The organism is Paenibacillus koleovorans NBRC 103111, from assembly GCF_004000845.1.
Classification (GTDB): domain Bacteria; phylum Bacillota; class Bacilli; order Paenibacillales; family NBRC-103111; genus Paenibacillus_AA; species Paenibacillus_AA koleovorans.
In genome coordinates this window covers 1-23,146 of the sequence record NZ_BIMA01000058.1, presented here as the reverse complement: position 1 = coordinate 23,146, position 23,146 = coordinate 1, and the positions used below count along the sequence as shown (strand labels likewise).

26 protein-coding genes and 1 riboswitch are annotated in these 23,146 nt (G+C 55.9%); of the genes, 4 read left to right on the top strand and 22 right to left on the bottom strand.

Annotation, left to right across the window (positions count from 1 at the left end):
* Nucleotides 1-156: 156 nt before the first annotated feature.
* Together PKO02S_RS19020 and PKO02S_RS33760 are read right to left on the bottom strand one after the other, a co-directional pair.
* A complete protein-coding gene (locus tag PKO02S_RS19020) occupies nucleotides 157-1,083 on the bottom strand; it encodes a TIM barrel protein (protein WP_164821550.1) in 927 nt (308 codons plus the stop codon).
* A 62-nt stretch (nucleotides 1,084-1,145) separates the two neighbouring features.
* Nucleotides 1,146-2,648: a cyclodeaminase/cyclohydrolase family protein gene (locus tag PKO02S_RS33760; RefSeq protein WP_164821549.1), complete on the bottom strand. Its 1,503-nt coding sequence runs from the start codon at nucleotides 2,646-2,648 to the stop codon at nucleotides 1,146-1,148.
* A gap of 121 nt (nucleotides 2,649-2,769) precedes the next feature.
* A riboswitch (ZMP/ZTP riboswitch) is annotated at nucleotides 2,770-2,851 on the bottom strand.
* 150 nt (nucleotides 2,852-3,001) lie between these two features.
* Here PKO02S_RS33760 and PKO02S_RS19010 point away from each other — a divergent pair.
* Complete coding sequence (locus PKO02S_RS19010) at nucleotides 3,002-4,207, top strand: MFS transporter (protein ID WP_127585424.1); 1,206 nt, start codon at nucleotides 3,002-3,004, stop codon at nucleotides 4,205-4,207.
* Nucleotides 4,208-4,233: 26 nt separating this feature from the next.
* Here the strand turns inward: PKO02S_RS19010 and opp4C are convergent, their stop codons facing one another.
* From opp4C to PKO02S_RS18955, 12 genes are all read right to left on the bottom strand, one after another.
* Nucleotides 4,234-5,115, bottom strand: coding sequence for an oligopeptide ABC transporter permease (gene opp4C, locus PKO02S_RS19005; protein ID WP_127585423.1), 882 nt, complete (start codon nucleotides 5,113-5,115; stop codon nucleotides 4,234-4,236).
* A gap of 3 nt (nucleotides 5,116-5,118) precedes the next feature.
* Nucleotides 5,119-6,090: an ABC transporter permease gene (locus PKO02S_RS19000; RefSeq protein ID WP_127585422.1), complete on the bottom strand. Its 972-nt coding sequence runs from the start codon at nucleotides 6,088-6,090 to the stop codon at nucleotides 5,119-5,121.
* A gap of 56 nt (nucleotides 6,091-6,146) precedes the next feature.
* On the bottom strand, nucleotides 6,147-7,811 hold the full coding sequence (locus tag PKO02S_RS18995) for a peptide-binding protein (RefSeq protein ID WP_246067124.1): 1,665 nt from the start codon (nucleotides 7,809-7,811) through the stop codon (nucleotides 6,147-6,149).
* Between the two features lie 37 nt (nucleotides 7,812-7,848).
* On the bottom strand, nucleotides 7,849-8,805 hold the full coding sequence (locus tag PKO02S_RS18990; RefSeq protein ID WP_127585421.1) for an ABC transporter ATP-binding protein: 957 nt from the start codon (nucleotides 8,803-8,805) through the stop codon (nucleotides 7,849-7,851).
* On the bottom strand, nucleotides 8,802-9,779 hold the full coding sequence (locus PKO02S_RS18985; RefSeq protein WP_127585420.1) for an ABC transporter ATP-binding protein: 978 nt from the start codon (nucleotides 9,777-9,779) through the stop codon (nucleotides 8,802-8,804). Before PKO02S_RS18985 ends, PKO02S_RS18990 begins: the two co-directional genes overlap by 4 nt.
* 871 nt (nucleotides 9,780-10,650) lie before the next feature.
* Complete coding sequence (locus PKO02S_RS32460) at nucleotides 10,651-10,818, bottom strand: hypothetical protein (protein ID WP_164821548.1); 168 nt, start codon at nucleotides 10,816-10,818, stop codon at nucleotides 10,651-10,653.
* A gap of 492 nt (nucleotides 10,819-11,310) precedes the next feature.
* A complete protein-coding gene (locus tag PKO02S_RS18980; protein ID WP_127585419.1) occupies nucleotides 11,311-12,264 on the bottom strand; it encodes a C39 family peptidase in 954 nt (317 codons plus the stop codon).
* A 27-nt stretch (nucleotides 12,265-12,291) separates the two neighbouring features.
* A complete protein-coding gene (locus tag PKO02S_RS18975; RefSeq protein ID WP_127585418.1) occupies nucleotides 12,292-14,646 on the bottom strand; it encodes an ATP-dependent DNA helicase in 2,355 nt (784 codons plus the stop codon).
* 39 nt (nucleotides 14,647-14,685) lie between these two features.
* The gene (locus tag PKO02S_RS18970) at nucleotides 14,686-15,081 is read right to left on the bottom strand and encodes a gamma-glutamylcyclotransferase family protein (protein WP_164821547.1); all 396 of its coding nucleotides are present in this window, start codon (nucleotides 15,079-15,081) and stop codon (nucleotides 14,686-14,688) included.
* 98 nt (nucleotides 15,082-15,179) lie between these two features.
* A complete protein-coding gene (locus PKO02S_RS18965) occupies nucleotides 15,180-15,497 on the bottom strand; it encodes a helix-turn-helix transcriptional regulator (protein WP_127585416.1) in 318 nt (105 codons plus the stop codon).
* Nucleotides 15,460-15,885 carry a hypothetical protein gene (locus PKO02S_RS18960; RefSeq protein WP_127585415.1) on the bottom strand — a complete coding sequence of 142 codons (426 nt, stop codon included), beginning with the start codon at nucleotides 15,883-15,885 and terminating at the stop codon, nucleotides 15,460-15,462. The genes PKO02S_RS18965 and PKO02S_RS18960 overlap by 38 nt, the downstream gene beginning before the upstream one ends.
* Nucleotides 15,882-16,073, bottom strand: a complete 192-nt coding sequence (locus PKO02S_RS18955) for a hypothetical protein (protein WP_127585414.1) — start codon at nucleotides 16,071-16,073, stop codon at nucleotides 15,882-15,884. Before PKO02S_RS18955 ends, PKO02S_RS18960 begins: the two co-directional genes overlap by 4 nt.
* Before the next feature lie 2 nt (nucleotides 16,074-16,075).
* On the opposite strand from PKO02S_RS18955, the gene PKO02S_RS18950 reads away from it, so the two are divergent.
* Nucleotides 16,076-16,615: a family 4 glycosyl hydrolase gene (locus tag PKO02S_RS18950; RefSeq protein ID WP_127585413.1), complete on the top strand. Its 540-nt coding sequence runs from the start codon at nucleotides 16,076-16,078 to the stop codon at nucleotides 16,613-16,615.
* Between the two features lie 298 nt (nucleotides 16,616-16,913).
* Nucleotides 16,914-17,306, top strand: coding sequence for a hypothetical protein (locus tag PKO02S_RS18945; protein ID WP_127585412.1), 393 nt, complete (start codon nucleotides 16,914-16,916; stop codon nucleotides 17,304-17,306).
* Here the strand turns inward: PKO02S_RS18945 and PKO02S_RS18940 are convergent.
* The 3 genes from PKO02S_RS18940 to PKO02S_RS18935 form a co-directional block, all read right to left on the bottom strand.
* The gene (locus PKO02S_RS18940) at nucleotides 17,290-17,838 is read right to left on the bottom strand and encodes a Uma2 family endonuclease (RefSeq protein WP_281280443.1); all 549 of its coding nucleotides are present in this window, start codon (nucleotides 17,836-17,838) and stop codon (nucleotides 17,290-17,292) included. The two genes, PKO02S_RS18945 and PKO02S_RS18940, sit on opposite strands and share 17 nt — an antisense overlap.
* Nucleotides 17,839-18,121: 283 nt before the next feature.
* Nucleotides 18,122-18,217 carry a competence inhibitor ComI gene (gene comI / locus PKO02S_RS33335; RefSeq protein ID WP_246067123.1) on the bottom strand — a complete coding sequence of 32 codons (96 nt, stop codon included), beginning with the start codon at nucleotides 18,215-18,217 and terminating at the stop codon, nucleotides 18,122-18,124.
* Nucleotides 18,218-18,328: 111 nt separating this feature from the next.
* Nucleotides 18,329-18,979, bottom strand: coding sequence for an O-methyltransferase (locus PKO02S_RS18935; protein ID WP_127585410.1), 651 nt, complete (start codon nucleotides 18,977-18,979; stop codon nucleotides 18,329-18,331).
* A 139-nt stretch (nucleotides 18,980-19,118) separates the two neighbouring features.
* Here PKO02S_RS18935 and PKO02S_RS18930 point away from each other — a divergent pair, with 139 nt between their 5' ends.
* Entirely contained in the window at nucleotides 19,119-20,264 is a 1,146-nt protein-coding gene (locus PKO02S_RS18930; RefSeq protein ID WP_127585437.1) for a THUMP domain-containing class I SAM-dependent RNA methyltransferase, read from the top strand.
* A gap of 37 nt (nucleotides 20,265-20,301) precedes the next feature.
* Here the strand turns inward: PKO02S_RS18930 and PKO02S_RS18925 are convergent, their stop codons facing one another.
* From PKO02S_RS18925 to PKO02S_RS18910, 5 genes are all read right to left on the bottom strand, one after another.
* Entirely contained in the window at nucleotides 20,302-20,559 is a 258-nt protein-coding gene (locus tag PKO02S_RS18925; RefSeq protein WP_127585409.1) for a hypothetical protein, read from the bottom strand.
* Nucleotides 20,560-20,738: 179 nt separating this feature from the next.
* Nucleotides 20,739-21,410: a hypothetical protein gene (locus PKO02S_RS18920; protein ID WP_127585408.1), complete on the bottom strand. Its 672-nt coding sequence runs from the start codon at nucleotides 21,408-21,410 to the stop codon at nucleotides 20,739-20,741.
* Nucleotides 21,411-21,421: 11 nt separating this feature from the next.
* The gene (locus PKO02S_RS18915; RefSeq protein ID WP_127585407.1) at nucleotides 21,422-21,697 is read right to left on the bottom strand and encodes a hypothetical protein; all 276 of its coding nucleotides are present in this window, start codon (nucleotides 21,695-21,697) and stop codon (nucleotides 21,422-21,424) included.
* A 481-nt stretch (nucleotides 21,698-22,178) separates the two neighbouring features.
* Complete coding sequence (locus PKO02S_RS33330) at nucleotides 22,179-22,274, bottom strand: putative holin-like toxin (RefSeq protein WP_246067122.1); 96 nt, start codon at nucleotides 22,272-22,274, stop codon at nucleotides 22,179-22,181.
* A gap of 141 nt (nucleotides 22,275-22,415) precedes the next feature.
* Nucleotides 22,416-22,880 (bottom strand): SRPBCC family protein, encoded by a 465-nt coding sequence (locus PKO02S_RS18910; protein ID WP_164821546.1) that lies wholly within the window; start codon nucleotides 22,878-22,880, stop codon nucleotides 22,416-22,418.
* Nucleotides 22,881-23,146: the final 266 nt, after the last annotated feature.

The following is a 23,146-nucleotide window of genomic DNA, read 5'->3' as shown; positions in this document are numbered from 1 at the left end:
TGTGCTTTTGTCTCGACGATGTCTTTCCGATCTCGATTCTATCTCTACCGACTCCTTCTCTCCTGATCGTTATCCCTATATTATAGCAGATTTAGGCGATCCGAAGGCTACAAATCGTGAATTGGACAGCATAGAACCGAATAATGGGTACCGCCGTCAACGCGCCGGAGCCGGTCCTGATGCCGGAGCCGCCGGTAACGCCAACACCGCTGCCACCGACTCATAACACCGCTCCAGCTCGTCGCGCGTCACTTTGGCGGGATTGTGCTCGAGCAACACGTGGAACTTGTCATTGCGCTGAGCGAGCAGCTTCAGGTATGTATAAGCATCGCCGTATGTCGGGTCATCCTGCTGCTCGGGCAGCACCGGCAAGTGGCGATCCAAGCGGCCTTCCTCATAGCGGGTGTTGCTGTAGTGCGCCAAGTAGACGCGATCAGCCACCGCTTCGATGAACGCCTCCGGCTCGAAGCCCGGAAACGTGCGCTTGTGAACGTCCAGCCGCTGGAAGTCGAGCACCATGCCGATGCCCGGGAACTCCTCGAACGCCCGCACCCACTCATCCTGCAAGTCGCCGAAAAAGTCGTACTCAAGCACGATGCGCTGCCCGTAACGCTCTTGAAGCACGGCGACTTGCTCGAACGCCCGGCGGCTTACGTCCCGGAACATCACAGCATCCATCTGATCCGACTCATACCGTTCAAACTCCGGCAAGATCGCCCAGTGCCGCTCGCTCCTCCGCCTCGGCATGACGGACGGGTAAGGATAATGGACAAGCAAATAATCCGCCCCGCAGCGGGAGGCAATCGACGCTTCCTGCTCCAGCCGATGAAAAGCAAGCAGCCGCTCGTCGGACACAACGGAAGTGATGGAGGGCAGCGAATAGCCTTGCCCCTTCAGCAGCGGCGTGTGGATGCCGAACTCGAGCCGGTTCGCTTCGCAGAACGCCGTGAACTCGGCGATTTGCGCCTCGTCCTTGAACTGCGCGATTTCGATGCCATTGATCCGCGGCGAGCCATAGGCGCTCCAATGATCGGGCATGTACCCGTTCCACATGCCGATTTGCAATCTGCGAGCCAGAGCCATGATGGGTAAGCCTCCCCTAGTCATTTTCGATCAGATTACCATATTTCAGGGAATTTGTATGCCTATTGGCGGATGCGCTCCTTTACGATCCCGATCGCCTTCTTCTTCAATTCCTCTATCTCCTCCAGCAGCGCATCCGCCCGTCTCGCAAGCTCGGTTCTCGTATCCGATTCCGCCATCGCCGCCAAATTGATCTCCACGGTGAGGTATGCCGATCGTGCCGCCGCTTCGAACAGCAGCGATCCGATGCCCAGATCGGAGATGACATTTTTGTTCGCGCAAGGTGCGAGCTCCTCGGCAATGCGGCTCGCATCCCGGCATACTTCCATCAGCTGCAGCGGAACCGCAATCGCCTCGAGCGTCGTCTTCTCTATCGCATGACGGCGGGCCGCCTTCTGCTCCTCGGTATCTCGAGGCAGCTTGGCCGCCGCCCGGTATCGCTCGAACGAGACGATGTCGGCTTCGAGCAGATCCTCGCAGTGAAGCGAAGCCTCAGCCAAACGAGCCAAAGCGCCGCTGACAATGCCCGCCCAGTCGGCGTACTTCGGACCTTGGCTGAAGCCGGCCGCCATGGACGCCATCGAGGCGCCAAGCGCGCCTACCAGAGCGGCCACGCTTCCTCCGCCCGGCGTAGGCACTGCCGCGCTCGACTCCTCCAGAAACCGGCGGATCGGCCGGTCCAGCCAAGCCACCTGTTCATCGTCTCCCGCATTCCCCAACTCTCGCTGCCACTCATAAGCCTTCAGCACGTTTTCGAACAAAATCGCCGTCGTCACGGTCCCTACTCCTCCCGGCGTTGGCGAATATGCAGCTGCGCGCTCCCCCGCCTCCCGCGCCACATCCCCCGCCATCGTACCGTCCGGAAGCTCATTCATCCCGGCGTCAACTACTACGTGCTCCGGGCGAATCATTTCTCGGGTGATAAGTCCGGCAGAACCTACGGCAGCGAAAACGATGTCGGCCCGTCCAACATGCAGCCCCAGCTCCAACGTGCGAGAATGGCACACCGTCACGGTCGCTTGCTCGCGCTGCAGCAGGTGGAACAGCGGCATGCCTACGGTTTGACCGCGTCCGACCAGCGCAACGCTCGCACCTGCCAGCACAAAGCCATAATGCTTCGCCAACCGGATACAAGCCTGCGGCGTAGCCGGCAGAAGCGCTCGTTCCCCGGTCAGCAGCGCCTGCTTGCTCGTCGGCGTCACGCCGTCGACATCCTTGTACGGCGAGATGATCGACGCCACTCGATTCGCCGACATCGCCGCCGGCAGCGGCAGCTCGAGCATGATGCCATGCACAGCGGCATCCTCGTTCAGCCGCTTAATGCAGGCGACCACCTCCTCTTCCCGAGCGGACGACTCGAACTCATGCACCTCAAAAGCGACCCCGACCCGCTCCGCCACCTTGCGCTTCGCCTGCACATAGTAAGCGGTAGCCGGATCGCCCGCCACCACCACTACGGCCAACTTTACCCCTACGCCCTCCAGCTCCTTGAACCGCTCCGTCTCCGCTTGAATCCGCGCATAAATCGCATCCGCTACCGGTTTTCCTCTTAACAAGACCGTCATGCTCCATCCGCTCCTTTTGTCCAAATAATAAGAAATGAACGAAAAAAAGCATTCGGGACACGCGAAACGCAGCTGCAGCAAGGATCGAAATCCAAGCCGGCGGCGGTTCGGTCATTCCCAAACGCTCTACCCAGGCGAACGGTATGTATGTAGATTCAGGCTCCCCCGTGGTGCTCCACGATTCGCCAGTTACCTGAACCGGTAAACCTCTCACTCCTTCATCATAGCAAACCGGGTGTGTGTTTGTCCAAGTATAGTGCTATAATAGGGGATGATGAAAACGGATCGCTGCGGCGCGGCTGCAGCATGCAACTCGAAGACAACAACGGCGGTACAGATGGAGGTTGCACCAAATGGGGAATTGGAAAGTAAACCTGATCGTATTAACGTTCGGGCAGTTTTTGGTGATGGCTGGAATGACGATGGTAATCCCGTTCCTGCCGCTATATATCCAAGAACTCGGAATCACGGACTCGCAAGAAGTGTCGGTATGGGCAGGCATTATTTTCGCTGGAAATTTCGTAACTTCCTTTTTCTTCCAACCTCTATGGGGCAAGCTGGCGGACCGCTACGGGCGCAAGGTGATGCTGCTGCGCTCCGGCTTCGGGATGGCGATTGTCATCTCCTTAATGGGTTTCTCGGGCAATGTGTGGCATCTGCTCCTGCTGCGCATTCTGAACGGAACGATAGCAGGCTATGTGCCGGCTTCCGTCGCCCTCATGGCATCGATGGCTCCTAAGCATCGGATGGGGTTCGCCATGGGTACGCTTCAATCCGGCAATGTCGCAGGCGGCATTCTCGGTCCTCTAATCGGCGGACTGCTGGCTGAATGGGTTGGCTTCCGCCCGATTTTCTACATAACCGGTGCCCTGCTTTTCCTCGCCTCGGTGATGGCCTGGATCGTCGTCAAAGAAAAATTCAATGCGACCGAGGCCGCCAAGAAGCCAAACGTCTCGATCGTCGAGGGATTCAAGCAGCTCGGCAAAATCCCTCAGCTTATGTCGCTATTCATGGTCACGCTATTGATCCAGTTCGCGATGCTCAGCACGATGCCGCTAATGGCGCTGTTCGTACAAGAGCTGCACGGCACCGGGCAATACTTGGCTTTCTACGCCGGACTGGTCGGTTCCATTACCGGCTTCTCGAATATGATCTCCTCCCCGCTGCTCGGTCGCCTGAGTGACAGGATCGGTCAGACCAAAATCCTGTTCGTGTCGCTGATCGGCGCGGGACTTGCCTTCATCCCGCAGGCGCTCGTGCACAACGTGTGGCAGCTGTTCGCCATACGGTTCATACTCGGCATTTTCATCGGCGGCCTGCTCCCGACCGTCAACGCGCTCATCCGCAAATTCACCCCTGACGGGATGGAGAGCCGCTCCTATAGCTTCAACAGCAGCTTCCTCTCTCTCGGCAACCTGCTCGGCCCGATCGTCGGCGGTACGTTATCCGGCTGGATCGGCATCAGAGGCATTTTCTACACGGCGGCATTCCTGCTGCTATTCAACGCGATCTGGGTGTACAAAAAGCTGCTCTACAAAAAAACGGTGCAAGGGGCTTAACCGACAGCCCGCTGCACCGTTCTTTTTTACCTGGAGTCGAACGCGTTCCGCAGCCCGTCCCCGATAAAGTTGAAGCACATAATCGTGAGGAAAATCATAAAGCCCGGAAGAATCGGCACCCAAGGCGCCTTCATCATGATCGTCAGGTTTTGCGCGCTCTGCAGGATATTGCCCCAGCTCGCATGCGGCGGCTGAATCCCGAGTCCCAGGAAGCTCAAGCTCGACTCCGTCAAAATCATCGTTCCCATCTGCAAAGTCGCTGAAACAATGACCGGCGCCAGGGCATTCGGCAAAATATGAACGAATATGATGCGCAAGTCCGACATCCCGATCGTACGGGCGGCGTCGATGTACTCGCGGTTCTTGATCGACAGGATTTGCCCCCGCAATAGTCGCGATTTTCCCATCCAACCGAAGACGACAAGCACGATAATAATGTTCGTCAAGCTCGGCTTGAACAAGGTGACGACCGCGATCAGCAGGAAAAACGTCGGGAACGCCAGCATCATATCGACAAATCGCATCAGGATGCTGTCGGTCCGCCCCCCGTAGTAGCCGGCGATCGAGCCGACGACAACCCCGATGACAACATTGAACAGCACGGAGAAAATACCGACGGACAACGACACGCGAGAGCCATACAAGATGCGGCTGAACAAGTCACGCCCGAGATCGTCGGTTCCGAGCCAATGCTCGGCGCTCGGCGGCTTCAGTCGCTGCATCAAGTCTTGCTCGGCCGGATCATGCGTTGCGATCATCGGCGCGAACAGCGCCAGCAGGATAAGGACGATCATCAGGGCGAGCCCGACTACGGCCATTCGATTGCGTTTGAATCGCCCCCACGCCCGGTGTCTGACTACCGGAGCCGCGGCAGGCTTCGTCATGGTGTTGGAAACGGCTGTGTTCATCGGTTACGCCTTCACTTCCTTCCCGCTGAGACTGACTCGCGGATCGAGGAATCCGATCAGAATATCCGCCACGATGTTGCCAATGACGGTCATGATCGCCCCAAGCGTTACGAGCGCCGTAATGACCGGATAGTCCCGCTGGAACGTCGCTTCGATCAGCAGCCGCCCTACGCCCGGGATGCTGAAAATCGACTCCAGGATGACCGAACCGGCGAAGAACGACGGGATCATAAGCCCGAACAGCGTCGCGAGCGGGATGAGCGCGTTCCGCAACCCATGCAGCGACAAGATGCGCCAAGGCAGCAGCCCTTTTGCTTTTGCCGTCCGCATGTAATCCTGATGAATCACTTCCAGCATGCTCGAGCGGACGTACCGGGTCCATATGGCCGCTTCCGCCACCGCAATCGTCGTGACTGGCATGATCAAGTGCCGGGTGCGATCCCAGAGGCTGAATTCCGCGTTAATCGTGGACAATCCACCAATGGGCAGCCAGCCGAGCTTTACCCCGAACACCATCATCAGGATGAGCGCCAGCCAAAAGCCCGGTATCGCCAGACCGACGTTCGAGAACGCCGTAACGAGCTGATCGAGCCGGGAGTTCGCCCGCAATGCGCAGAAAATGCCGAGCGGAACGGCGATCAGAAGCGACAGAATAAACGAGGAGATCGTCAGCAGCAGCGTGTTCGGCATAAATTCCACGATCAGCTCCAGCACCGGCGCGCTTTTCTGGAACGAAGTGCCGAAATCGCCTTGCAGCATGCCGGTCACCCATAGCCAATATTGCGTGTAAAGCGGTTTGTCCAGCCCGTAAGCGTGGATCAGATTCGCTTTGTCCACAGCTGTAATGCGAGGGTCCTCCAGAAACTGGGACAACGGGCTTCCCGGTGCCAGATGGATGATCGCGAAGGAGATGATCGTGATGCCGATCAGAATCGGGATGGCGTTAAGCAGTCGCCGCAGCGCATAGAGGGCCACCGGTAGTCACTTCTTTCTGTAATGGAGTGCGGGTTGTGTCAGCTACACAGCTTACTTTACTTCACGAAGTACCATTTCTCGATTTCTTTCAAGCTGTCGCGGTTCGGATTGAAGCCTTCCAGGTTGCTTGGATATGCCATAACAGTCGTCGGCGCGTACAAGAACGTGTAAGGCTGGTCTTCCGCGATCAGCGCGTCGATTTTGCCCAGGATTTCTTTCCGCTTCGCTTGGTCGAACGTCTGCAGATCCTCTTCGATCAGCTTGTCGACTTCCGGATTTTTGTAGGAGACGGTGTTCAAACCGTGCTCGATTTCGGAGGAATGCCAGATGCCCTTCGGATTCGGGTCGCCGGAAATGCTCCAAGCGTAGTAGATCGATTCGAACTGCTTGGCCTGGAAGTTCTTCGTGAACGCCGAGCTCTCGACGACGCGCGGTGTGACCTTGATGCCGACCTTCTGCAGCTGCTGCTGGATGACGGTTACGGCTTTTTCACGAATCTTGTTGCCTTGGTTGACTTGCATTTCGAACTCGAAGTTTTTGCCGTTTTTGTCGATCAGGCCGTCGTTGTTCGTATCTTTCCAGCCGGCTTCGGCGAGCATCGTCTTCGCTTTCTCCATGTTGAAGTCGAACTTAGGCACATTGTCGGTAAAAGACCAGTATGGAGGCGGCGTTTGGCTGTTCACGACTACTCCGAGGCCTTCCGCCACGTTGTCCACGATGCCTTTGCGGTCGATCGCTGTTGTCAGCGCCTGACGCACTTTTTTGTCCTGGAACAGCGGGTTCGTCAAATTCCAAGCGACGTAGGAGTATTGCGAAGCCTTGATGCCTTTTTGCAGCTTCAGCTTGTTCGATGTTTTGTTGAACTGCTCGATCGCGCCCAACTGGTCGGCCGGCACGCCGATGACGTTGATTTCGCCGGTTTGCAGCTGCGCCATCATGGCGTTTGCGTCCGGAACGATTTTCGCCGTTACTTTCTCGATTGCCGGCTTGCCGCCGTAGTAGTTGTCGTTGCGGACGAAACGCAGGTACTGCCCTTGCTTCCACTCTTCCAGCTTGTACGGGCCGGAGCCGACCGGCTTCTTGAAGAACTCCGACTTGTCCATCTCCTTGATCGGAACGTCCTTCAGCAGGTGCTGCGGCAAAATGTTGTAGATGAGCGTATCGATGAACCCGGCGAAGGGCTGCTTGAACACGAACTTCAGCGTGGTGTCGTCTACTTTTACAACTTTGTCGATCTCGGTGAACGTGCCTTTACGAGGTCCGGTATAGTCCGGGCTGATCGCGATGTTGTACGTGAACACGATATCGTCTACGGTAACCGGCTTGCCGTCCGTCCACTTCGCGTCCGTGCGGACCTTCATTGTCATTTCTTTTTTGTCGGCGGAAAATTGCGGTTGCCCTACAGCCAAGTCCGGTACGAGCTCTTGCTTCTCGTTTAGCTTGTACAGGTAGCTGAAGGTCAGGTCGATCACTTCGGTCGAAGTGGTCGTCGTCGCCCATAAGCGGATGAAACCTTGCGGATCGCCCAAATACGCGGTTATGATTTCGCCTCCGTCGACCTTTGTTTTGGCAGGCGTTGCGGACGGCGCCGTGGAAGCGGTCGGGGACGGGCTCGTCGTGGACGAACCGTTGTCCTTGGAGCAGCCTGCGAGCAGGGCGGTCGCTGCCAGCATCGAGGCGAGAGCAACTGAAGTTAACGTGCGGTAAGGCATGGACATCATTGGATAAAGGCCCCTTTCGAGTAGTGGAAATTGGTTTTTATATGAAATGGCACGAGGCGGAATGCCCCGGCTCCACTTCGCGGAATACAGGCTGCTCGGTGCGGCAAATGTCGGTCGCATGCGGACAGCGCGGATGAAACGGACAGCCGGACGGCGGGTTCGCCGCATTGGGTACTTCTCCGCGCAGCAGGATGCGCTCGCGGCGAGCGGCGATCTGAGGCTCCGGGACGGAAGAGAGCAGCGCTTGCGTGTAAGGATGCTTCGGCCGATCGAACAGCTGGTCTCTTGTGCCGATCTCTACAATGCGGCCCAAATACATCACCGCCACCCGGTTGGATATGTGTCGGACGACGCTCAAATTGTGAGAGATGAACAGGTAAGATACGCGTGTTTTCTCCTGAAGCTCGCCTAGCAGGTTGACGATTTGCGCTTGAATCGACACGTCGAGCGCGGAAACCGGCTCGTCGGCGACGATCAGCTTCGGCTTTAGCGCAATCGCACGGGCGATCGCGATTCGCTGCCGCTGGCCCCCCGAGAATTCGTGAGGGTACAGCTTGGCCGCCTGCGTGCTCAGCCCGACGAGCTGCAGCAGCTCATCAGCGCGGGTCGTTGCGTCCTTGCGGCTCAGCCCGCCCTGTATATACAGCGGCTCGGCGATCGCCTGGCCGACGGACAGCCGCGGGTTCAGCGAGGCGTACGGATCCTGGAATACGCACTGCATATCCTTGCGCAGCGGGCGGAACCGGCGTTGGCTCATATGCTCGATCGAGTGACCGTTGAAGCGGATTTCCCCGCCGGTCGATTCGAGCAGCTTGAGTGCCAGTCGACCGACCGTCGACTTGCCGCAGCCGGATTCGCCGACAATGCCGACGGTCTCGCCTTCGTGCACGGTTAGGTTTACGCCGTCGACCGCCTTGACGAAGCCCTTCTTTGCTTTACCGCCGATAGGGAAATATTTGGTTAACTCCTTTAATTCCAACAGCGGAGCGCTCATGAGATTCCTCCTAAATCGCGAATGCAGCGCACATGGTGGCCGGGCGATCGTTCCCGCAGCTCGGGGAGCGCTTCCTTGCAAGCCGCGATGGCGACCGGGCAACGGTCTGCGAAGCGACAGCCTGCCGGGTATTGCCCGACGGCCGGAACGGTGCCCGGGATCGGAACGAGCTTCTCGAGCTTGCCTTGCATTTTCGGCGTCGATTGCAGCAAACCTCGCGTATACGGATGCAGCGGCTCCATGAAAATCGCTTTGACGTCGGCCGTTTCCACAATTTGACCCGCGTACATGACGACGACTCGGTTCGCCATCTCCGCGACGACGCCAAGATCATGCGTGATGAACAGCACGGACATCTCGGATTCCTGGATAAGGTTGCGGATCATGTCGAGCACTTGGGCTTGGATCGTTACGTCCAGTGCGGTTGTCGGCTCATCTGCGATAAGCAGGTCCGGCTTGCAAGCCATCGCCATCGCGAGCATGACCCGCTGCCGCATGCCCCCGGACAGCCGGTGCGGGTATTCCTTGCGAATGCGCGCGGGCTCGGGAAAACCGACCCGCTTCAGCCACTGGTCGGCGGTTGTAACCGCTTCCTCTTTGGTCAGCTTGAGCTGCTTGCGAATGCCTTCGGTCATCTGGGTGCCGATCGTCAGCACGGGGTTTAGCGAGGTCATTGGCTCCTGGAATATCATCGCGATTTGCCGGCCGCGCACGCGCGCCATTTCTCGTTTCTTTAGCCCTACGAGATTGCGCCCCTTCAGGCGGACCTCACCATGATCGATCGCGCCCGACTTCGGCAGCAGCTGCATGATCGAGAGCGAGGTCATGCTTTTGCCGCAGCCCGACTCGCCCACTAGCGCGACAACCTCGTTCGTCCCAATCGTAAAATCGATGCCGTCCACGATGGTCAGTTCCCTATGCTTGTCCTTTATAACGGTACGGAGCGACTTCACTTCTAAGATTGCATCGGGCAAGGTGCTCACCTTCACTCTTCGGAAAAATAGAAATCCTTGCTAAAACTGGTTTCGAAACTGCTATAATGACTTCTCTATTCTAAGGGACAAGAAACATTTTGTCATCATATATTTATTTTTATGTAATTTTGTTACATTAACGCGTTTAAATTGCAGGGCATAGACTCTTGAAAGCGTTAGCAAGTTGTTGCTTTGCTGCATTGCAGAAAAATGCAACCTGAAGACTAACTATCCTTTCTTAATTTGGATTGTAAGACTCATGCAAGTACAGTTAACTACTTATTCAGGGGGTTGATGAGGGGTTCCCGGCAGATAGTTAAGCATGGTGAAAGTCGGTGACGGGGCGAGAAAAAAATGATTGCCAAAGGCGCCACAGACGCCCTGTTAGAGGTTGGTTCCAACCGTTGGCGATCGGGGGGATGGACTTTGTCCAACAATGTGTACATGCTGGCAACCTTTCTTGGATTCATAGCTAACTTAGGCTCTGTAAATATCATCAAATGAATTCTGTATTAGCGAACTTTAGTTAGTTATTGCGTGAACCGGTTAGTTTTCCTGAAAATAGCGAATATTGGTTTGTTAATAACAACCTTTTGGACTGTTACTGGGTGCCGGGTGTGTTGGGTTTGGCGGTCTGAAGGCTCGAACGAAGTGCCGGGTCTAGTTTGGCTTGGGTGGGGCAGGAGTTCTATATGGATAGTTGGAGGTGGGGTAGGGGCTAGCAGCTTGGGGCTGGGGTGCTCAGATCTGATGTGTCCGGTCGTGACGGGGGCAAGTGCATGTCACCGACTACCCATTAGCCGACAACCCAACTGGCAAGGAGTCCGACTCTCAAACCGACAACTAATTCGACTACTATCGACTAGCAGTCCTACCACCCAACCGACCGCCAACCGACCACCCATCCGACCACCCATCCGACCGCCAACCGACCGCCAACCGACCGCCAACCGACCGTCAACCGACCGCCCATCCGACCGTCAACCGACCGCCAACCGACCGTCAACCGACCGCCCATCCGACCACCATTCCCGACCACCAGTCCAACTCCCCGTCTGATTGCCTATCCGGCCAATCCGACTACCATTCCGAGCCCATATCCTCCATCCGGCTACAAATCCAACCGCAAATCCGATCAACCATCCGATTACCTATCCTATCAACCAGCCTCCAACTCATCCAATCCTAACCGCCAAAAAACCTGCATTCACCCACCCCAGTAGCAGTCAAAAGTTAGCTAATAACAAACAAAAGTTTGTTGTTTATCGACGATTTTGGATCGATGAGTGAATAACAAACGAAAGTTAGCTATTACCAAACCAATTACGGATATTTACTGGACGGGAGTTTGGTATTTGTTGCTGGCGGTACTGGGTACTGGTGTGGTGTGGTGTGGTGTGGTGTGGTGTGGTGTGGTGGTACACTAGTGCGGAAGGTGCTGGCCGTACGGAGGAGAAACCAAAGTAACTCCAAACGCAAAAAAGCCGATCGACAGTCGACCGGCTTTTTGAAATCCTCCAGAATATTGACCCTACATATAGGTCAAAGCTTTGCTGCCCAGCTGCTCCCAACCGGCGATGAACGACCATTTGTCGACGACCTGGGCTTGAACGCGCTCGAACGGGTTGTTGATGTAGACATAGGTGTCGTCATACCCGACCAACAGCACGCAATGCTCCTGAAACGTTGCCGTCACTTCCTTGCCTTCGGACGTGTACCAGGTGACCCAAGCGTCGCTCGGCGCGAATGTGGCGATGTTCCAGATCATCACCGGTTTGCCGGCAGCCACCGACTCTTCAACTGCCGAGAAGTCCTGCCCGGTCAAATCCAGCGCGCCGCCTTCATACAGCTCGCCCAGCATCTGAGCCAGCGGGGGCGCATAGATGCCATAGCCTAGATCGTTGCCGTACACGTCGCCGACGAAGCCTTGATCCGGGTCGCCCCACTCGAGTATCGTCCCGTTCTCGTCCAAGACGGCCGGCGTATAGTCGCGCGGCATCAGCTCGGCCAGCTCGAGCTTGTCCATCGGCTTGCCGAGATGGGCGAGCAGCATGGCAAAGCTTGTAATTTCGCAGCCATTGTACAGCTCCGGCAGTTGGCTGATGATCGGCACATCGATCAGATGCATGGCGCTATGCTGCTCCTCATCGTAGTACCAGGCGGTTTCAGCAGGCGGCAATTCCACAGCCTCTACTGCCGCTGCCTCAGCAACGAGTAGCACTTCGACAGGAACAGTCGGAATGGCCTCCCCCTCCACAACAGAGACTTCATCCGAAGTCGGCGTCACAACCACCTGTCCAGCGGCAGCCGCAGAAATCTCCAATGGCACAACCGTCCCTGTCCCCAGCTCCACCGCAGACGCCTGTTCCCTCACTTCCTCCTCAGCCGGCTCCCTCGTATCAAACCCGATTCCAAGCGGATAACGGACAAACAAACCCGACACAATCACCATTCCCAGCAGCCACGCGATCGCCCTCGTTCTCATCCCGATTCCCTCCCCGCCAATGTCTACCTAATACGACTCCGTCTGATAGTCAGCCAGGCTCCAACTTTCCCCTCGAAAAATCCGAAAATGCAACCACTCGTCCGGCAATAACCGCTTGTACCGCGGCTGGACGTACCGATCGTCGATCAACAGCAGCAGCCCGTGATCTTCCTCCGAACGGATCAATCTCCCTCCAGCCTGAAGCACTTTGTTCATCCCCGGGAACACGTAGGCGTATTCGAAGCCGTTTTTCCCCTGTTCGTCAAAATGCCGCTTGATTTCTTCCCGCTCCAGCCCGACCTGAGGCAAGCCCACCCCGACCACAACGACACCGGTCAAACGGTCCCCCACCAGATCGATGCCTTCGGAAAAAATACCGCCCAACACCGCAAAACCGACCAACGTGCGCGAGTTGCTCGCAGAGAAAGCAGACAGAAACTGCTCCCGCTCCTCCTCCCTCATCTCCGGCTGCTGCACCAAGGTGTCGAACGGTTCACCACCCCCCGCTGCTACCTCCGCCACCTCCACAAACTCAGCAAGCACACTCTCCATGTAGGCGTAGGACGGGAAAAAGACCAAATAGTTCCCTTTGCGCCCTTCTACCAGCCGCCGGATGATCGAGGCGATCGTCTCCTTGGATTGCTCCCGATCCCGGTACCGCGTCGACACCGGATGGACTCGAATTTTCCACTGTTCGCTTGAGAACGGCGAAGGAACGGCAAGACCGTAGTCGTCCTCCTCCGCTCCCAGCATGTCCCGATAGTAAGAGCCTGGAGTCAGCGTGGCGGAAAAATAAATATGCGAGCGGAACCCTTTGCCCATCTGGCGCAGCAGATGCGATGGATCAAGGCAAAACAGCTTCACCTGCACATCGCTTTTGTCCATCTCGTAGAACGTCACGAATCGCTCGTCATACAGCTCGTGAATGCGTGTAAACGCAAGCGCGCTGAAAAACAAGTCCAGCAGCTGCTTCTCGGTGCGCATCGACAGCAAAGCTTGCTCAGCTTGTACAACAAAACCTTCCAGCAGCTCGTTCAGCCTATCCGGACGTTCCGGCACAGAGCGTTGCCTGCTCTCCCCCGCTCCTTCCTTGCGAACGGCGATCATATAATCATTCACCGCTTTTGCGGCGTTATAAACACCCCCGTGCTTCCCCTTCATCTCGCGTTGAAGCGCCAGAAAATCGGCTTTCCGCACCGCCGCGGAGAACATGTCCCGCCCCCGGTCGACGAGATTATGAGCTTCGTCGATCAGCAATGCCGCCGATCGTTTCTGCTCCGCCAGCCAACGCTTGAGCGAGACGCGAGGATCGAACACATAATTGTAATCGCAGATGACCGCTTCCGACACGTAAGCGGCGTCGAGCGACAGCTCGAACGGGCAGACGCGGTGCTTGCGCGCATACGCCTCGATGACCGGGCGCGTCATCAGCGTCTCCGCGGACAACAGATCGAGCAGCGCCCCATTGATCCGATCGTAGTAGCCGTCCGCGAACGGACAGTCCTCCTTGCGGCAGCTGACCTCCGGCTGGAAGCAGATTTTGTCCTTGGCCGTGATCGTCACGGCATGCAGCATCAAACCGTTCGCCTGCATGCGCGCGAACGCATCCTCGGCCGCGGTACGCGTAATCGTCCGCGCCGTCAAGTAGAACAGGCGCTGTACGAAGCCGCGCCCCATCGCCTTGACGGCCGGGAACGTCGTCGAGATCGTCTTGCCGATGCCCGTCGGGGCTTGGACGAACAGCTTGCGGCTTTCCTCGATCGACTTGTACACCGCGCCGGCGAGCTTGCGTTGGCCCGGCCGATAAGTATCATACGGAAAGCTCAACTGCTCGATCGAGGCGTCCCGGCGTTCACCATGCGCAGCCAGCATACGCGCAAACGGCGCATAAGCCCGCAACATGATCATCACCTCGCGCTCCAGCTCCTCCATCGGCACGACACGGATGAAACAACGTTTCGCATCCGACTCCACGTGCACATAAGTAAGCTGAATCCGCATCGCCGGCAGCCCGTTCGCAACCGCATACATGTAGGCATAGCCGTACGCTTGCGCCCAATGGACGGGATACCCGTCTCCCTCAATACTCGTTATATCGGAGGCGGTCGACTTGATCTCCTCGATCGTCACGCCCTCCTCGTGCTGCAGCAGCCCGTCGCATCGGCCCTCCAGCACGAACGCAAGCCCGTCGCAGGCGATTTCTTCCCTCAAGTGTACTTCCTTGCGGTCCTGTTCGCCATACTGCAGCTGCAGCTTCTGATGCGCCTTCACCCCGTCCGCCAGCGAGCTCGCCGACCGGAAGCCGGCATCGATGCTGCCGCTGCGGAACGCATATTCCGCCAATGTTCTTACCGCTATTTCAAAAACCGGCTCCGTCGTCATGTCCTCACCCGCTTCTCTATCGTCATTCGGAGCTTTCGCTCATCCGTCGCCGCGTACCATCCAATCGCCCGACGAAATGACGCGCAGCGAAGCCGCCTGCTCCTCCGAATACACATATGTCCATGCTTGTACGGGACCGCGGTCCGTCTCAACCTGCACTTCCACGCGCTCGTACTCGTTGCGCGCATCGCCCGGCCCCCAATAATCCTCCAACCGGTCCAAGCTTTTCCCGATGCCGTCCCAGTCGACCAAGTACAGCTCGCCTGCCACACGGCCTCCCTCGCTCAGCACCAAAGCAGGATAGCCGTTGCCGGTATCGGCCAGTGTTCCCTGCAGCCAGGCCCGCTCCGCCCAACAAGGCACGGATTGGATGAAGTAATGATTTTCCCCGCCCTTGCGGAGCGTCCCATACACGAACAGCAGCTTCACCTGCATTAGCATTCCTCCCTGCGCAGCGCCAATTCCTTCTCCCCTTATAGTAAGCTATCGGTTTCCGAATTGGTAGAACAGGTTGCTAGAATAGGGCTGGAGCATTACTTGAACAAGAGGAAATCAACCGGTGCAAACCCTTTTCCCGCACGAAATTGTCCAGGCGTGCTGCCCGTTTTCGATCGAAACACTTTACAAAAATAGTTGCCGCTCGCATAACCGACACCCGCCGCTATTTCTTCTACGGTCAGGGTGGAATGACGCAGCAGCTCCACCGCTTTTTCCATGCGGATATTGGTCAAATAATGCAGCGGCGTCACGCCCTTCGTCCGGTGGAACAGTCGGCTGAAATGGTATTTGGACAGCCCCGATGCTTCGCTCAGCTCATCCAGGCCGTTCAGCTCGGCGTATTTGGCGCGCATATGGGCGATCGCCCGCCCGCTCGATCGGTTCGATGCGATCCAGAGCAGCCGGGACGGGATCCGCCGTTTGGAACGAGCTTCGCAGCAGCTCCATCAGAAGCCGGTACGCAATCGCCGACCCTTGGTACGCATTGCTGATTCCGGGTCCCGGACTCGTACATTCTCTATACGTATCCATGAGGAAATGGACGGCGGGATGGTCCAGGGCGAATTTGCCGAGCGGCGCCTTGCCCTCATTCACCAGCAGCTGCCAGTACGCGTCGACCGCTTTCCCTTGGAGCATGACGAACAAGAAGTCCCAGCCTTCGCTCTCCGCAGGCAAATAATACCGATGTTCGGACGGGATGCGCAGCAGCATCGCTTGTCCCGGCTCGACCCGATGCGTCACACCGCCGTAATCCAGATGCCCGAACCCTTAAGCGTGTATTGAAGCAAGAGGCTGATGCCTTCACGTCGTTTGGTGCCGTCCCAATCGTAATCCGTTGAAGTCCGATGCTCCCAGCCGATCGAGCGAAGCTGAATATCGAGCGGAGCGACGGATTCCGTGAAAATAAACCCGTAGGAGCTTCTCTGCATTTATTGAAGCGATCGAGACCGGTCGGCCGTACCGCGGCCACTTTAACATCGGCAACCGCGATTTGATCACCAACCTGCCGAACGGCAGCACGATCGAAATTCCTTGTTACGTCGATGGCAATGGCATCAGCCCCGCCTGGGTCGGTCCGCTGCCGCTGCAATGCGCCGCGACCTGCCGCACGAGCATCAGCGTGCAGGAGATGGCGGTCGAGGCGGCGCTGACCGGCAACCGCGAGCTCGTTCGGCTGGCCGTGCTGCACGATCCGCTCACTTCGGCGGTATGCAACACCGACGAAGTGTGGCGCATGTGCGACGAGATGTTCGAGGCGCTCGCGCCTTGGATGCCACAGTTTAACGGAGACGGATTGCGCTGGAGCGATCGACCGCTGCCGGCGGACGGCGCTTACCGTCATCCGAAGCCGGCGAACGCGGGCTGGCTGCCGCCGGCGCTGGCCACAGCGCATGCCGGTGCCGTCGAGGTGGCCTCTGTTTCAGCGTCCGCCAAGGCAGGAAGCCTGTCGGTCGGGTACAAGGATTCGTAGACGCCTGCACAACACGAGAAAATTCCAAACGGTTCAAAACGTCCTTCAGCAGAGGGAGTTTCCCCCTTCTGCTGAAGAGACGGGAGAACTCGCAGTGAACCTAAAAACACAAACTATGAACCAAATTTCCGTTTTTCACGTGCAACGAGGCCAACTGTGAAGCCAAGTACACAAAAGCCATTGGGTTGCGTGCCATTTGTTTGATCGATCAGGGGGCTAACTGACCATGTCAGAGACAACTAGAGTCCAAGTATCGTAGAATACCGCTATTCCGATCGAGGCGGCGCGGAGCTCGGGGATGAGCGAAGAGGATTTGCTCCGCTTCGCGGCGGCAGAGGACGTCGCAGCGTTCGCAGCGTTCGCGGGGATCCGCGAAGGGGAGCTGTCGTTCGTCAACTTGATCGACTATGCGGCCGAGTTTCCCGAGCAGCTCGAGCAAGCCGTTCGGCACGGTTATCAAATCACGTACAACACGATCAACGGGATGAAATACTACTTCGGGTTGACGTTCGACAAGCTGCGGGAGCGCGACTACCCGAACTTGCCGGATCGAATCGAGGGCTTGAAGCTCAGTTTGTCGGGCCGCAATAAGGCGATGGCAAATCGTTATTTCATTAAATGCCGGTTTTTGCCGAAAAAAAAAGTGACGGCGGATCGCTATTGGGTTGCAGAGGCTACTCAGTGTCCCTGAATCGGTCGATCGCGGCGAACACTCGCTCCAAGTCCAGTTGGATACACGGCAACCGCCCGGACAACAGTTTGTCCCCTCTACCGTAAGTCCTTTCCAACCTGTAGTGCTGTCCACTCTCATCCAGCTTGAAGAGGTCGATCGTGTCGTGAACCGGATCAACGATCCAATACTCAGGTACGCAGAAACGGGCATAAAGCTCTTTTTTTCGTATTTTATCGTGCGCTCCTCCACTAGGAGCCAAAATCTCCACGAGCAAGTCGGGGACGCCATAAATCCATTTGCGAACCGTTACCGATGCATTATCATTTCGTATTAAAATCAGATCCGGCTGGACTACATTGCCTTTCCCGAGATGCACATCCATCGGTGCAATCATAACGATACCATCCAACTGACAGCTCGAGTGCAACGCGGTGTACAGAGTAGTATTCAGCACTTGATGACTTACCACAGGTGAAGGCTGCATATGATATCGGATTCCGTCAACAATCTCGTAACGCATATTTTTCTCGTCACCAGGTTCATATGGCATTCCTTCGTAGATTTCCGATTGTTCGCGAACTACAGAAGAATTCTTCCCTTCCGCTCGTCCCTTCCACGCTGCCCGCTCCCCCATACCTTTCACTCCTTTCTGCTAACCTGGACATTGTATCCATATTTTTATGTTTGAAGCGACACCTAGAGTGTGTTAACATATGATTAGAAAGACCAAGTGCTGGAACACTTGGTCAGTACAATTGGCTTGGATGGTTAATTCCCTTCAAAGTCGCATAGGAATAAAACCCACCTTCGGCGGTCAACCTTTGGGTGGGTTTTTACTTTCTCTTGTTGGTCGAATTGATGTATGTTAGAAGAGCAAGGATGAGCATTCCGAATAGGAACATAATCGTCAATGCGTCTTTTACTTCCATGGCTTCACCTCCTTTCGAAGGGAAACCATGCCCACCCAAGATTCAATTGTAACTATATTTTACCTATTTTCCTCACTCCGCACAAGTGTTCCTATTCAAAACACAATCCAACTAGCCTTTCACCCGCGCAATGCACAACCCGTCATACGCCGGCAAAAGCGTGCTCTCGAGTCGCGGATCGGTCGCCATCATTTGGTTGAACCGCCGCATCACTTGCACCGAATTGGACGTGACCGCCGGATCGACCACCCGTCCGTGCATCAGCGCATTGTCGCCCACGATGATCGCCCCCGGGTTCGCCAAACGAATCGCACGCTCCAGATAGTTCACGTAATTGCCTTTGTCCGCATCGATAAAGTAGAAGTCGAACCTCGCACCCTCCTGCTCCAAAACATCCAAGCTGTCAAGCGCCTCGCCGATCCGGTACTCCACCCGATCCCCGAAACCAGCTTCAGTCAAGTGCCGTCGAGCTACCTCAGCGAAATCCGGCTTCAGCTCGAGCGAGACCAGCTTCCCCTGCTCCTCTAGCCCGCGTGCCAAACAGATCCCGCTATAGCCGCCCAACGCGCCGATTTCCAGCACCCGCTTCGCCCCGCTCAGCTTCACGAGCAGCGTCAGCAGACGCCCATATCCTGCGGCAATTGAAATTTCCGGCATCCCATTCGCTCGGATCCCTTCCTCCACTCGGCTCAGCATTTCATCTTGTGCGTACAAGCTCTCCGCATATCGTTCCGCGCTCATTGGCGATGTCTGCTCTGTCATTTGTGTTCCTCCATCCATAAGTTCACCCACTCAAAACGGGCTTTATTTGTATCGTTTAGCCGTTTCGCCTATACTTAATTGTATGATTTCCCTAACCGGATCGCAAACATAGGCTAAATAGACGGAGTGAATGGACTTGATGGATCGATTGGAGCTGGTTGCCGCATGCCCAATGGGGCTGGAGGCGATCGTGGCGCGCGAGGTGCGCGACCTCGGCTACGAGGAAGTGAAAGTGGACAACGGGAAAATCTCGTTCATGGGCGATGCGCTGGCGATATGCCGGGCTAACTTGTGGCTGAGGACGGCCGACCGTATCCAGATTAAGCTAGGGGCGTTCAAGGCGACGACATTCGACGAGCTGTTCGAAGGGACGAAGGCGTTGCCTTGGTCGGACCTCATTCCGGGGCATGCCGAATTCCCGGTGCAAGGGCGCTCGCACAAGTCGCAGCTGTCCAGCGTGCCGGCCTGTCAAGGGATCGTGAAGAAGGCGGTCGTAGAAAAAATGAAGCAGCGCTACCAGACCGACTGGTTCCCCGAGAACGGGCCGCGCTACGTCATCGAGGTATCGCTCTTAAACGACATCGCCACGCTGACGCTCGACACGACCGGCTCGAGCCTGCACAAGCGCGGCTACCGCAAGCTTGTCACCGAAGCGCCGCTCAAGGAAACGATGGCGGCTGCGATGGTGCTGTTGAGCCGCTGGCGGCCGGGTCGGCCGTTGCACGACCCGTTCTGCGGGTCGGGGACGATTCCGATCGAGGCCGCGATGATCGGCTGGAACTTGGCGCCGGGGCTGCGGCGCAGCTTCGATGCGGAGGCGTGGGAGGTCGTGCCGAAGACGCTCTGGGAGCAAGCCCGCGACGAAGCGTTCGACCTCGTCCGCGACGATGAGCCGCTCGACATCTTCGGCTCCGATATCGATGAGGAGGCGATTCGTGTCGCGCTCGCGGCCGCCAAGGGCGCCGGACTATCCGGTGAGATCACGTTCCACGAGCAGCCGGTCTCGAAGTGGAAGCCGGAAGGCGACTACGGCTGCCTCATCACGAACCCGCCTTACGGCGAGCGGCTGGGCACCTCCGGCGAGGCGGACAAAGTGATCCGCCAGCTCGGCTCGATCTTCCGCAGCCACGAGACGTGGTCGGCGTTCATCCTGAGCCCGGACAAGCAGTTCGAGCACCACTTCGGCAAGCCGTCGGACAAAAAGCGCAAGCTGTTCAACGGCCGCATCGAATGTGCGCTGCATCAGTACATGGGCCCTCTGCCCCCACGTGTGCGGACGGAATAGCACCGCAAGCCCTGACCGCTCGGTCAGGGCTTTTACGCTAATACCGTTTTTTTCGATGCGACAGCCATCCCCTACCAGGAGACTTCTGTGGTTTAGCCGCCATACGGCCTCCTTCCGTTTCACTCGCGGCATCCCGCTGGCTGCGCAGCAAATCAGCCAAAAACACCTTCAATCGCTCCACATCCCCCTCTTCCTTGAGAAACAAAGTCGCCACCACATCCGTCTCCGTCCCATCCGACCGGACAACATGCGCCACATATTTGAACCAGCTCAGCGTATTTTCGATGCAATCCAAATAAAAATACTCCTTGCGGGTCCTAGGTTGAAGCGAAACCGTCATCTCCTCTTCATTCGCCAGAAAGACGATGGATTGCTTTCGAAGCAGCAATTTTCCCGTTTGACAGGAACTATCAAATCCCACGAGTTCAATCATCAGACTTCCATCCATTGTTGCCCCATCCTTTAGGCACAATCTTATTCCACTAAGGGTACACCCATCTTCTTGAATTGAGCGATCAGTTCATGCGCCGCTTCCTCTATAAAACGTAACACCCGCTCAAAGGTGATGTACTTCGGCACCATCGGAGGCTGTCGCCCAATCGTGTCATAGATCCCCAGTACGCGGTCACGCCACATACAGATTTCCACTTCCGCCAATACCCCTCTCAGCTCCCTGCTCTTTACCTGCCGCAAGAGATCCCAAACGGCCGGTCGCCAACCCGAATACTGGTACAAAGCATAATCGACTTGATCGCACTCGCTCGAATAGATCGATCGGATTTCTTCTTTCGTCAGCTCACCGGGCCGATCCCTCTTATATTCCACCTGCACCGTTTGCAGCCAGAACACATCCGTGAGCACATGAGTTGCATATCCTTTCACGAAACTAACATGCTCCTTATCCGCTTTTGCCAAATGGCCTTCAAGGAACGATTGGACGTGCTGGAGCATATCAAAATCCGCGGGCAGTCGATTGAGTGGCAGCAAATCCAAGTGGGTGGTCGCTTTCTCCGTTTTCCCGGCATTTGGTCTCATGTGGATACTGTCCGGGGAGATGCCGCCCAACAAAAATTCCGGCGATCTCTCAACTCCGCACAACTCGTACAGCTTGATCGATATGGCCAGATGAACCATTGGATAGGGCATTTGTCAAACCTCTATTCATAAGTTAAAAATTGTTTATCCAACTCCTTCAAATACTCTTTCCACGTCAATCCCAATATTTTATCGCCGGAAATCTCGGATATATAAAAGTAATCCGGTTTATAGTCCAAGATGTTATCATAATACTCTTCCCAAGTGATTCCAAAAGGAAATCCGCCTTCAGTGAAATCGATTAACATATAAAAGGTATCATCCTGATCATAAGAGCTCAAATAAACACTCTTAGTCAGATGTTTCTTATTTGTATGCTTTCGTTTCTTCTTTTTCAATTTAGTCATCCATTTCACACAATGATCAACTTTATTAATTCCTCTTCTTCAAACAACTTCAACACGCGTTCGCGATGTCCTTGAGCCTTGAATTGATACCACTCTTCTTCGAATGGTTGCCGTGAAAGCTTCCTTATCCTCGAATGAGTCCCAGCCCACCTGTCAGCTTGTCCAGAAAATACAGGACCTTGTACCTGCCATTTTCGCACGCAAAAATTAGCTCTTCAAACTGAGCCTTTGTCAATCGGATCATTTCCAATTCTATTTCCATTCTGTTTACCTCAATAATCATTTTAATCATTTTGATCTATTGACTTCTACACAATTTCAATTTCACTTCTTTTTGCACTTGTGTTATCATAGTGATTAAGAAGCCGAGTGCGGTAACACTCGGCTGAACAATTGGCTTGGATAGGACGTTCCCTTCCAGAGTCGGAAAATGGACAGAACCCACCTGTGGCGCTAACCTTAGGGTGGGTTCTTACTTTTTCTTAAAGTTGTTCGAGATGTATGTCAGTAGGGCAAGAACAAAGGTGCTGAACAAAATCATGATCGTAATCACTGCTTCTACTTTCATGGCATCACCCCCTTTCGAAGGGACACCACCCCCACCCAAGATTCAATTGTACTCTCTCAGTATACCATCATTTTCCGGAGAATAACAGAACATTTGTTCGCCATTTTTCTCGTTCTACCTGCACTGACTTCCGGTCACGATCTACTCTTCCATCAACATCTTCAATTTCGCCAGCATTTCCCCGTGCGCAGCCACGATCTGCTTCCTCACAAACCCGACCAACAGTGCCGGCGCCTCCACCTGCACCGACTCTTCCACCCGCGTTTCTCCGTCCATTTGGCCGCTGCTCAAGGTAATTGTACTCTTCACATGAATGCGGGGCGAAGTAAAGGTCTCGAACGTTAGTCTGCGGCCACGCTCCATTCCCGTAAAGCTGGCTTCGTACTTCTTGACGACGTGAAATAGCCCCAGCACTCGAATATGATCGGTAATCTCGACGCGGATCGCATCGGGGTTCTCACCTTCATTCAGCCTCCGAACGGCGACAATCAACGGGTGTAAGCGCAAATGGTTCTCGGCCACTAGCAAAGCATCATAGATCGCAACGGCAGGCGCCCGAACCGTAATCGCCGCTTGAAACGAAAATGTTTTCCGAAGCATCGTCATCGTCATCGCCCCCACCCGTTCCCCGAGTGACTAAACTCTACATCACCAGTATACAAGGGCGCCGCCTGCCCATGCAAAGCCACCTCCACTCCGCGGTCCTCCTATCGTACCGATTTCGATCACCACCGTTGGTTGACTCGGATGAAACGGCTGCTGCAGGTTAGCTGGAGCCTGGTTAAGCAAGCCCGACAAACGGGTAAGCCGCTAGACGCCAAGTAGACCATTTTTAGCCTACATCGCATTCAGCCGACGGTTTCACCCGCCAA

Excerpts from the sequence above, each read along its gene's own strand:
- PKO02S_RS18955 (WP_127585414.1), bottom strand. The coding sequence starts at position 16,073 with ATGCAGAGAAGCTCCTACGGGTTTATTTTCACGGAATCCGTCGCTCCG.
- PKO02S_RS18940 (WP_281280443.1), bottom strand. The coding sequence starts at position 17,838 with ATGCCATATGAACCTGGTGACGAGAAAAATATGCGTTACGAGATTGTT.
- PKO02S_RS18920 (WP_127585408.1), bottom strand. The coding sequence starts at position 21,410 with ATGCCCTATCCAATGGTTCATCTGGCCATATCGATCAAGCTGTACGAG.
- PKO02S_RS19010 (WP_127585424.1), top strand. The coding sequence starts at position 3,002 with ATGGGGAATTGGAAAGTAAACCTGATCGTATTAACGTTCGGGCAGTTT.
- PKO02S_RS18965 (WP_127585416.1), bottom strand. The coding sequence starts at position 15,497 with ATGCGCGCCAAATACGCCGAGCTGAACGGCCTGGATGAGCTGAGCGAA.
- PKO02S_RS33330 (WP_246067122.1), bottom strand. The coding sequence starts at position 22,274 with ATGAAAGTAGAAGCAGTGATTACGATCATGATTTTGTTCAGCACCTTT.
- PKO02S_RS18935 (WP_127585410.1), bottom strand. The coding sequence starts at position 18,979 with ATGACAGAGCAGACATCGCCAATGAGCGCGGAACGATATGCGGAGAGC.
- PKO02S_RS18930 (WP_127585437.1), top strand. The coding sequence starts at position 19,119 with ATGGATCGATTGGAGCTGGTTGCCGCATGCCCAATGGGGCTGGAGGCG.
- PKO02S_RS18990 (WP_127585421.1), bottom strand. The coding sequence starts at position 8,805 with ATGAGCGCTCCGCTGTTGGAATTAAAGGAGTTAACCAAATATTTCCCT.
- PKO02S_RS18970 (WP_164821547.1), bottom strand. The coding sequence starts at position 15,081 with ATGCAGGTGAAGCTGCTGTTCGTGTATGGGACGCTCCGCAAGGGCGGG.
- PKO02S_RS18975 (WP_127585418.1), bottom strand. The coding sequence starts at position 14,646 with ATGACGACGGAGCCGGTTTTTGAAATAGCGGTAAGAACATTGGCGGAA.
- PKO02S_RS18980 (WP_127585419.1), bottom strand. The coding sequence starts at position 12,264 with ATGAGAACGAGGGCGATCGCGTGGCTGCTGGGAATGGTGATTGTGTCG.
- comI (WP_246067123.1), bottom strand. The coding sequence starts at position 18,217 with ATGGAAGTAAAAGACGCATTGACGATTATGTTCCTATTCGGAATGCTC.
- opp4C (WP_127585423.1), bottom strand. The coding sequence starts at position 5,115 with ATGAACACAGCCGTTTCCAACACCATGACGAAGCCTGCCGCGGCTCCG.
- PKO02S_RS19020 (WP_164821550.1), bottom strand. The coding sequence starts at position 1,083 with ATGGCTCTGGCTCGCAGATTGCAAATCGGCATGTGGAACGGGTACATG.
- PKO02S_RS33760 (WP_164821549.1), bottom strand. The coding sequence starts at position 2,648 with ATGACGGTCTTGTTAAGAGGAAAACCGGTAGCGGATGCGATTTATGCG.
- PKO02S_RS18945 (WP_127585412.1), top strand. The coding sequence starts at position 16,914 with ATGAGCGAAGAGGATTTGCTCCGCTTCGCGGCGGCAGAGGACGTCGCA.
- PKO02S_RS18995 (WP_246067124.1), bottom strand. The coding sequence starts at position 7,811 with ATGATGTCCATGCCTTACCGCACGTTAACTTCAGTTGCTCTCGCCTCG.
- PKO02S_RS18910 (WP_164821546.1), bottom strand. The coding sequence starts at position 22,880 with ATGACGATGCTTCGGAAAACATTTTCGTTTCAAGCGGCGATTACGGTT.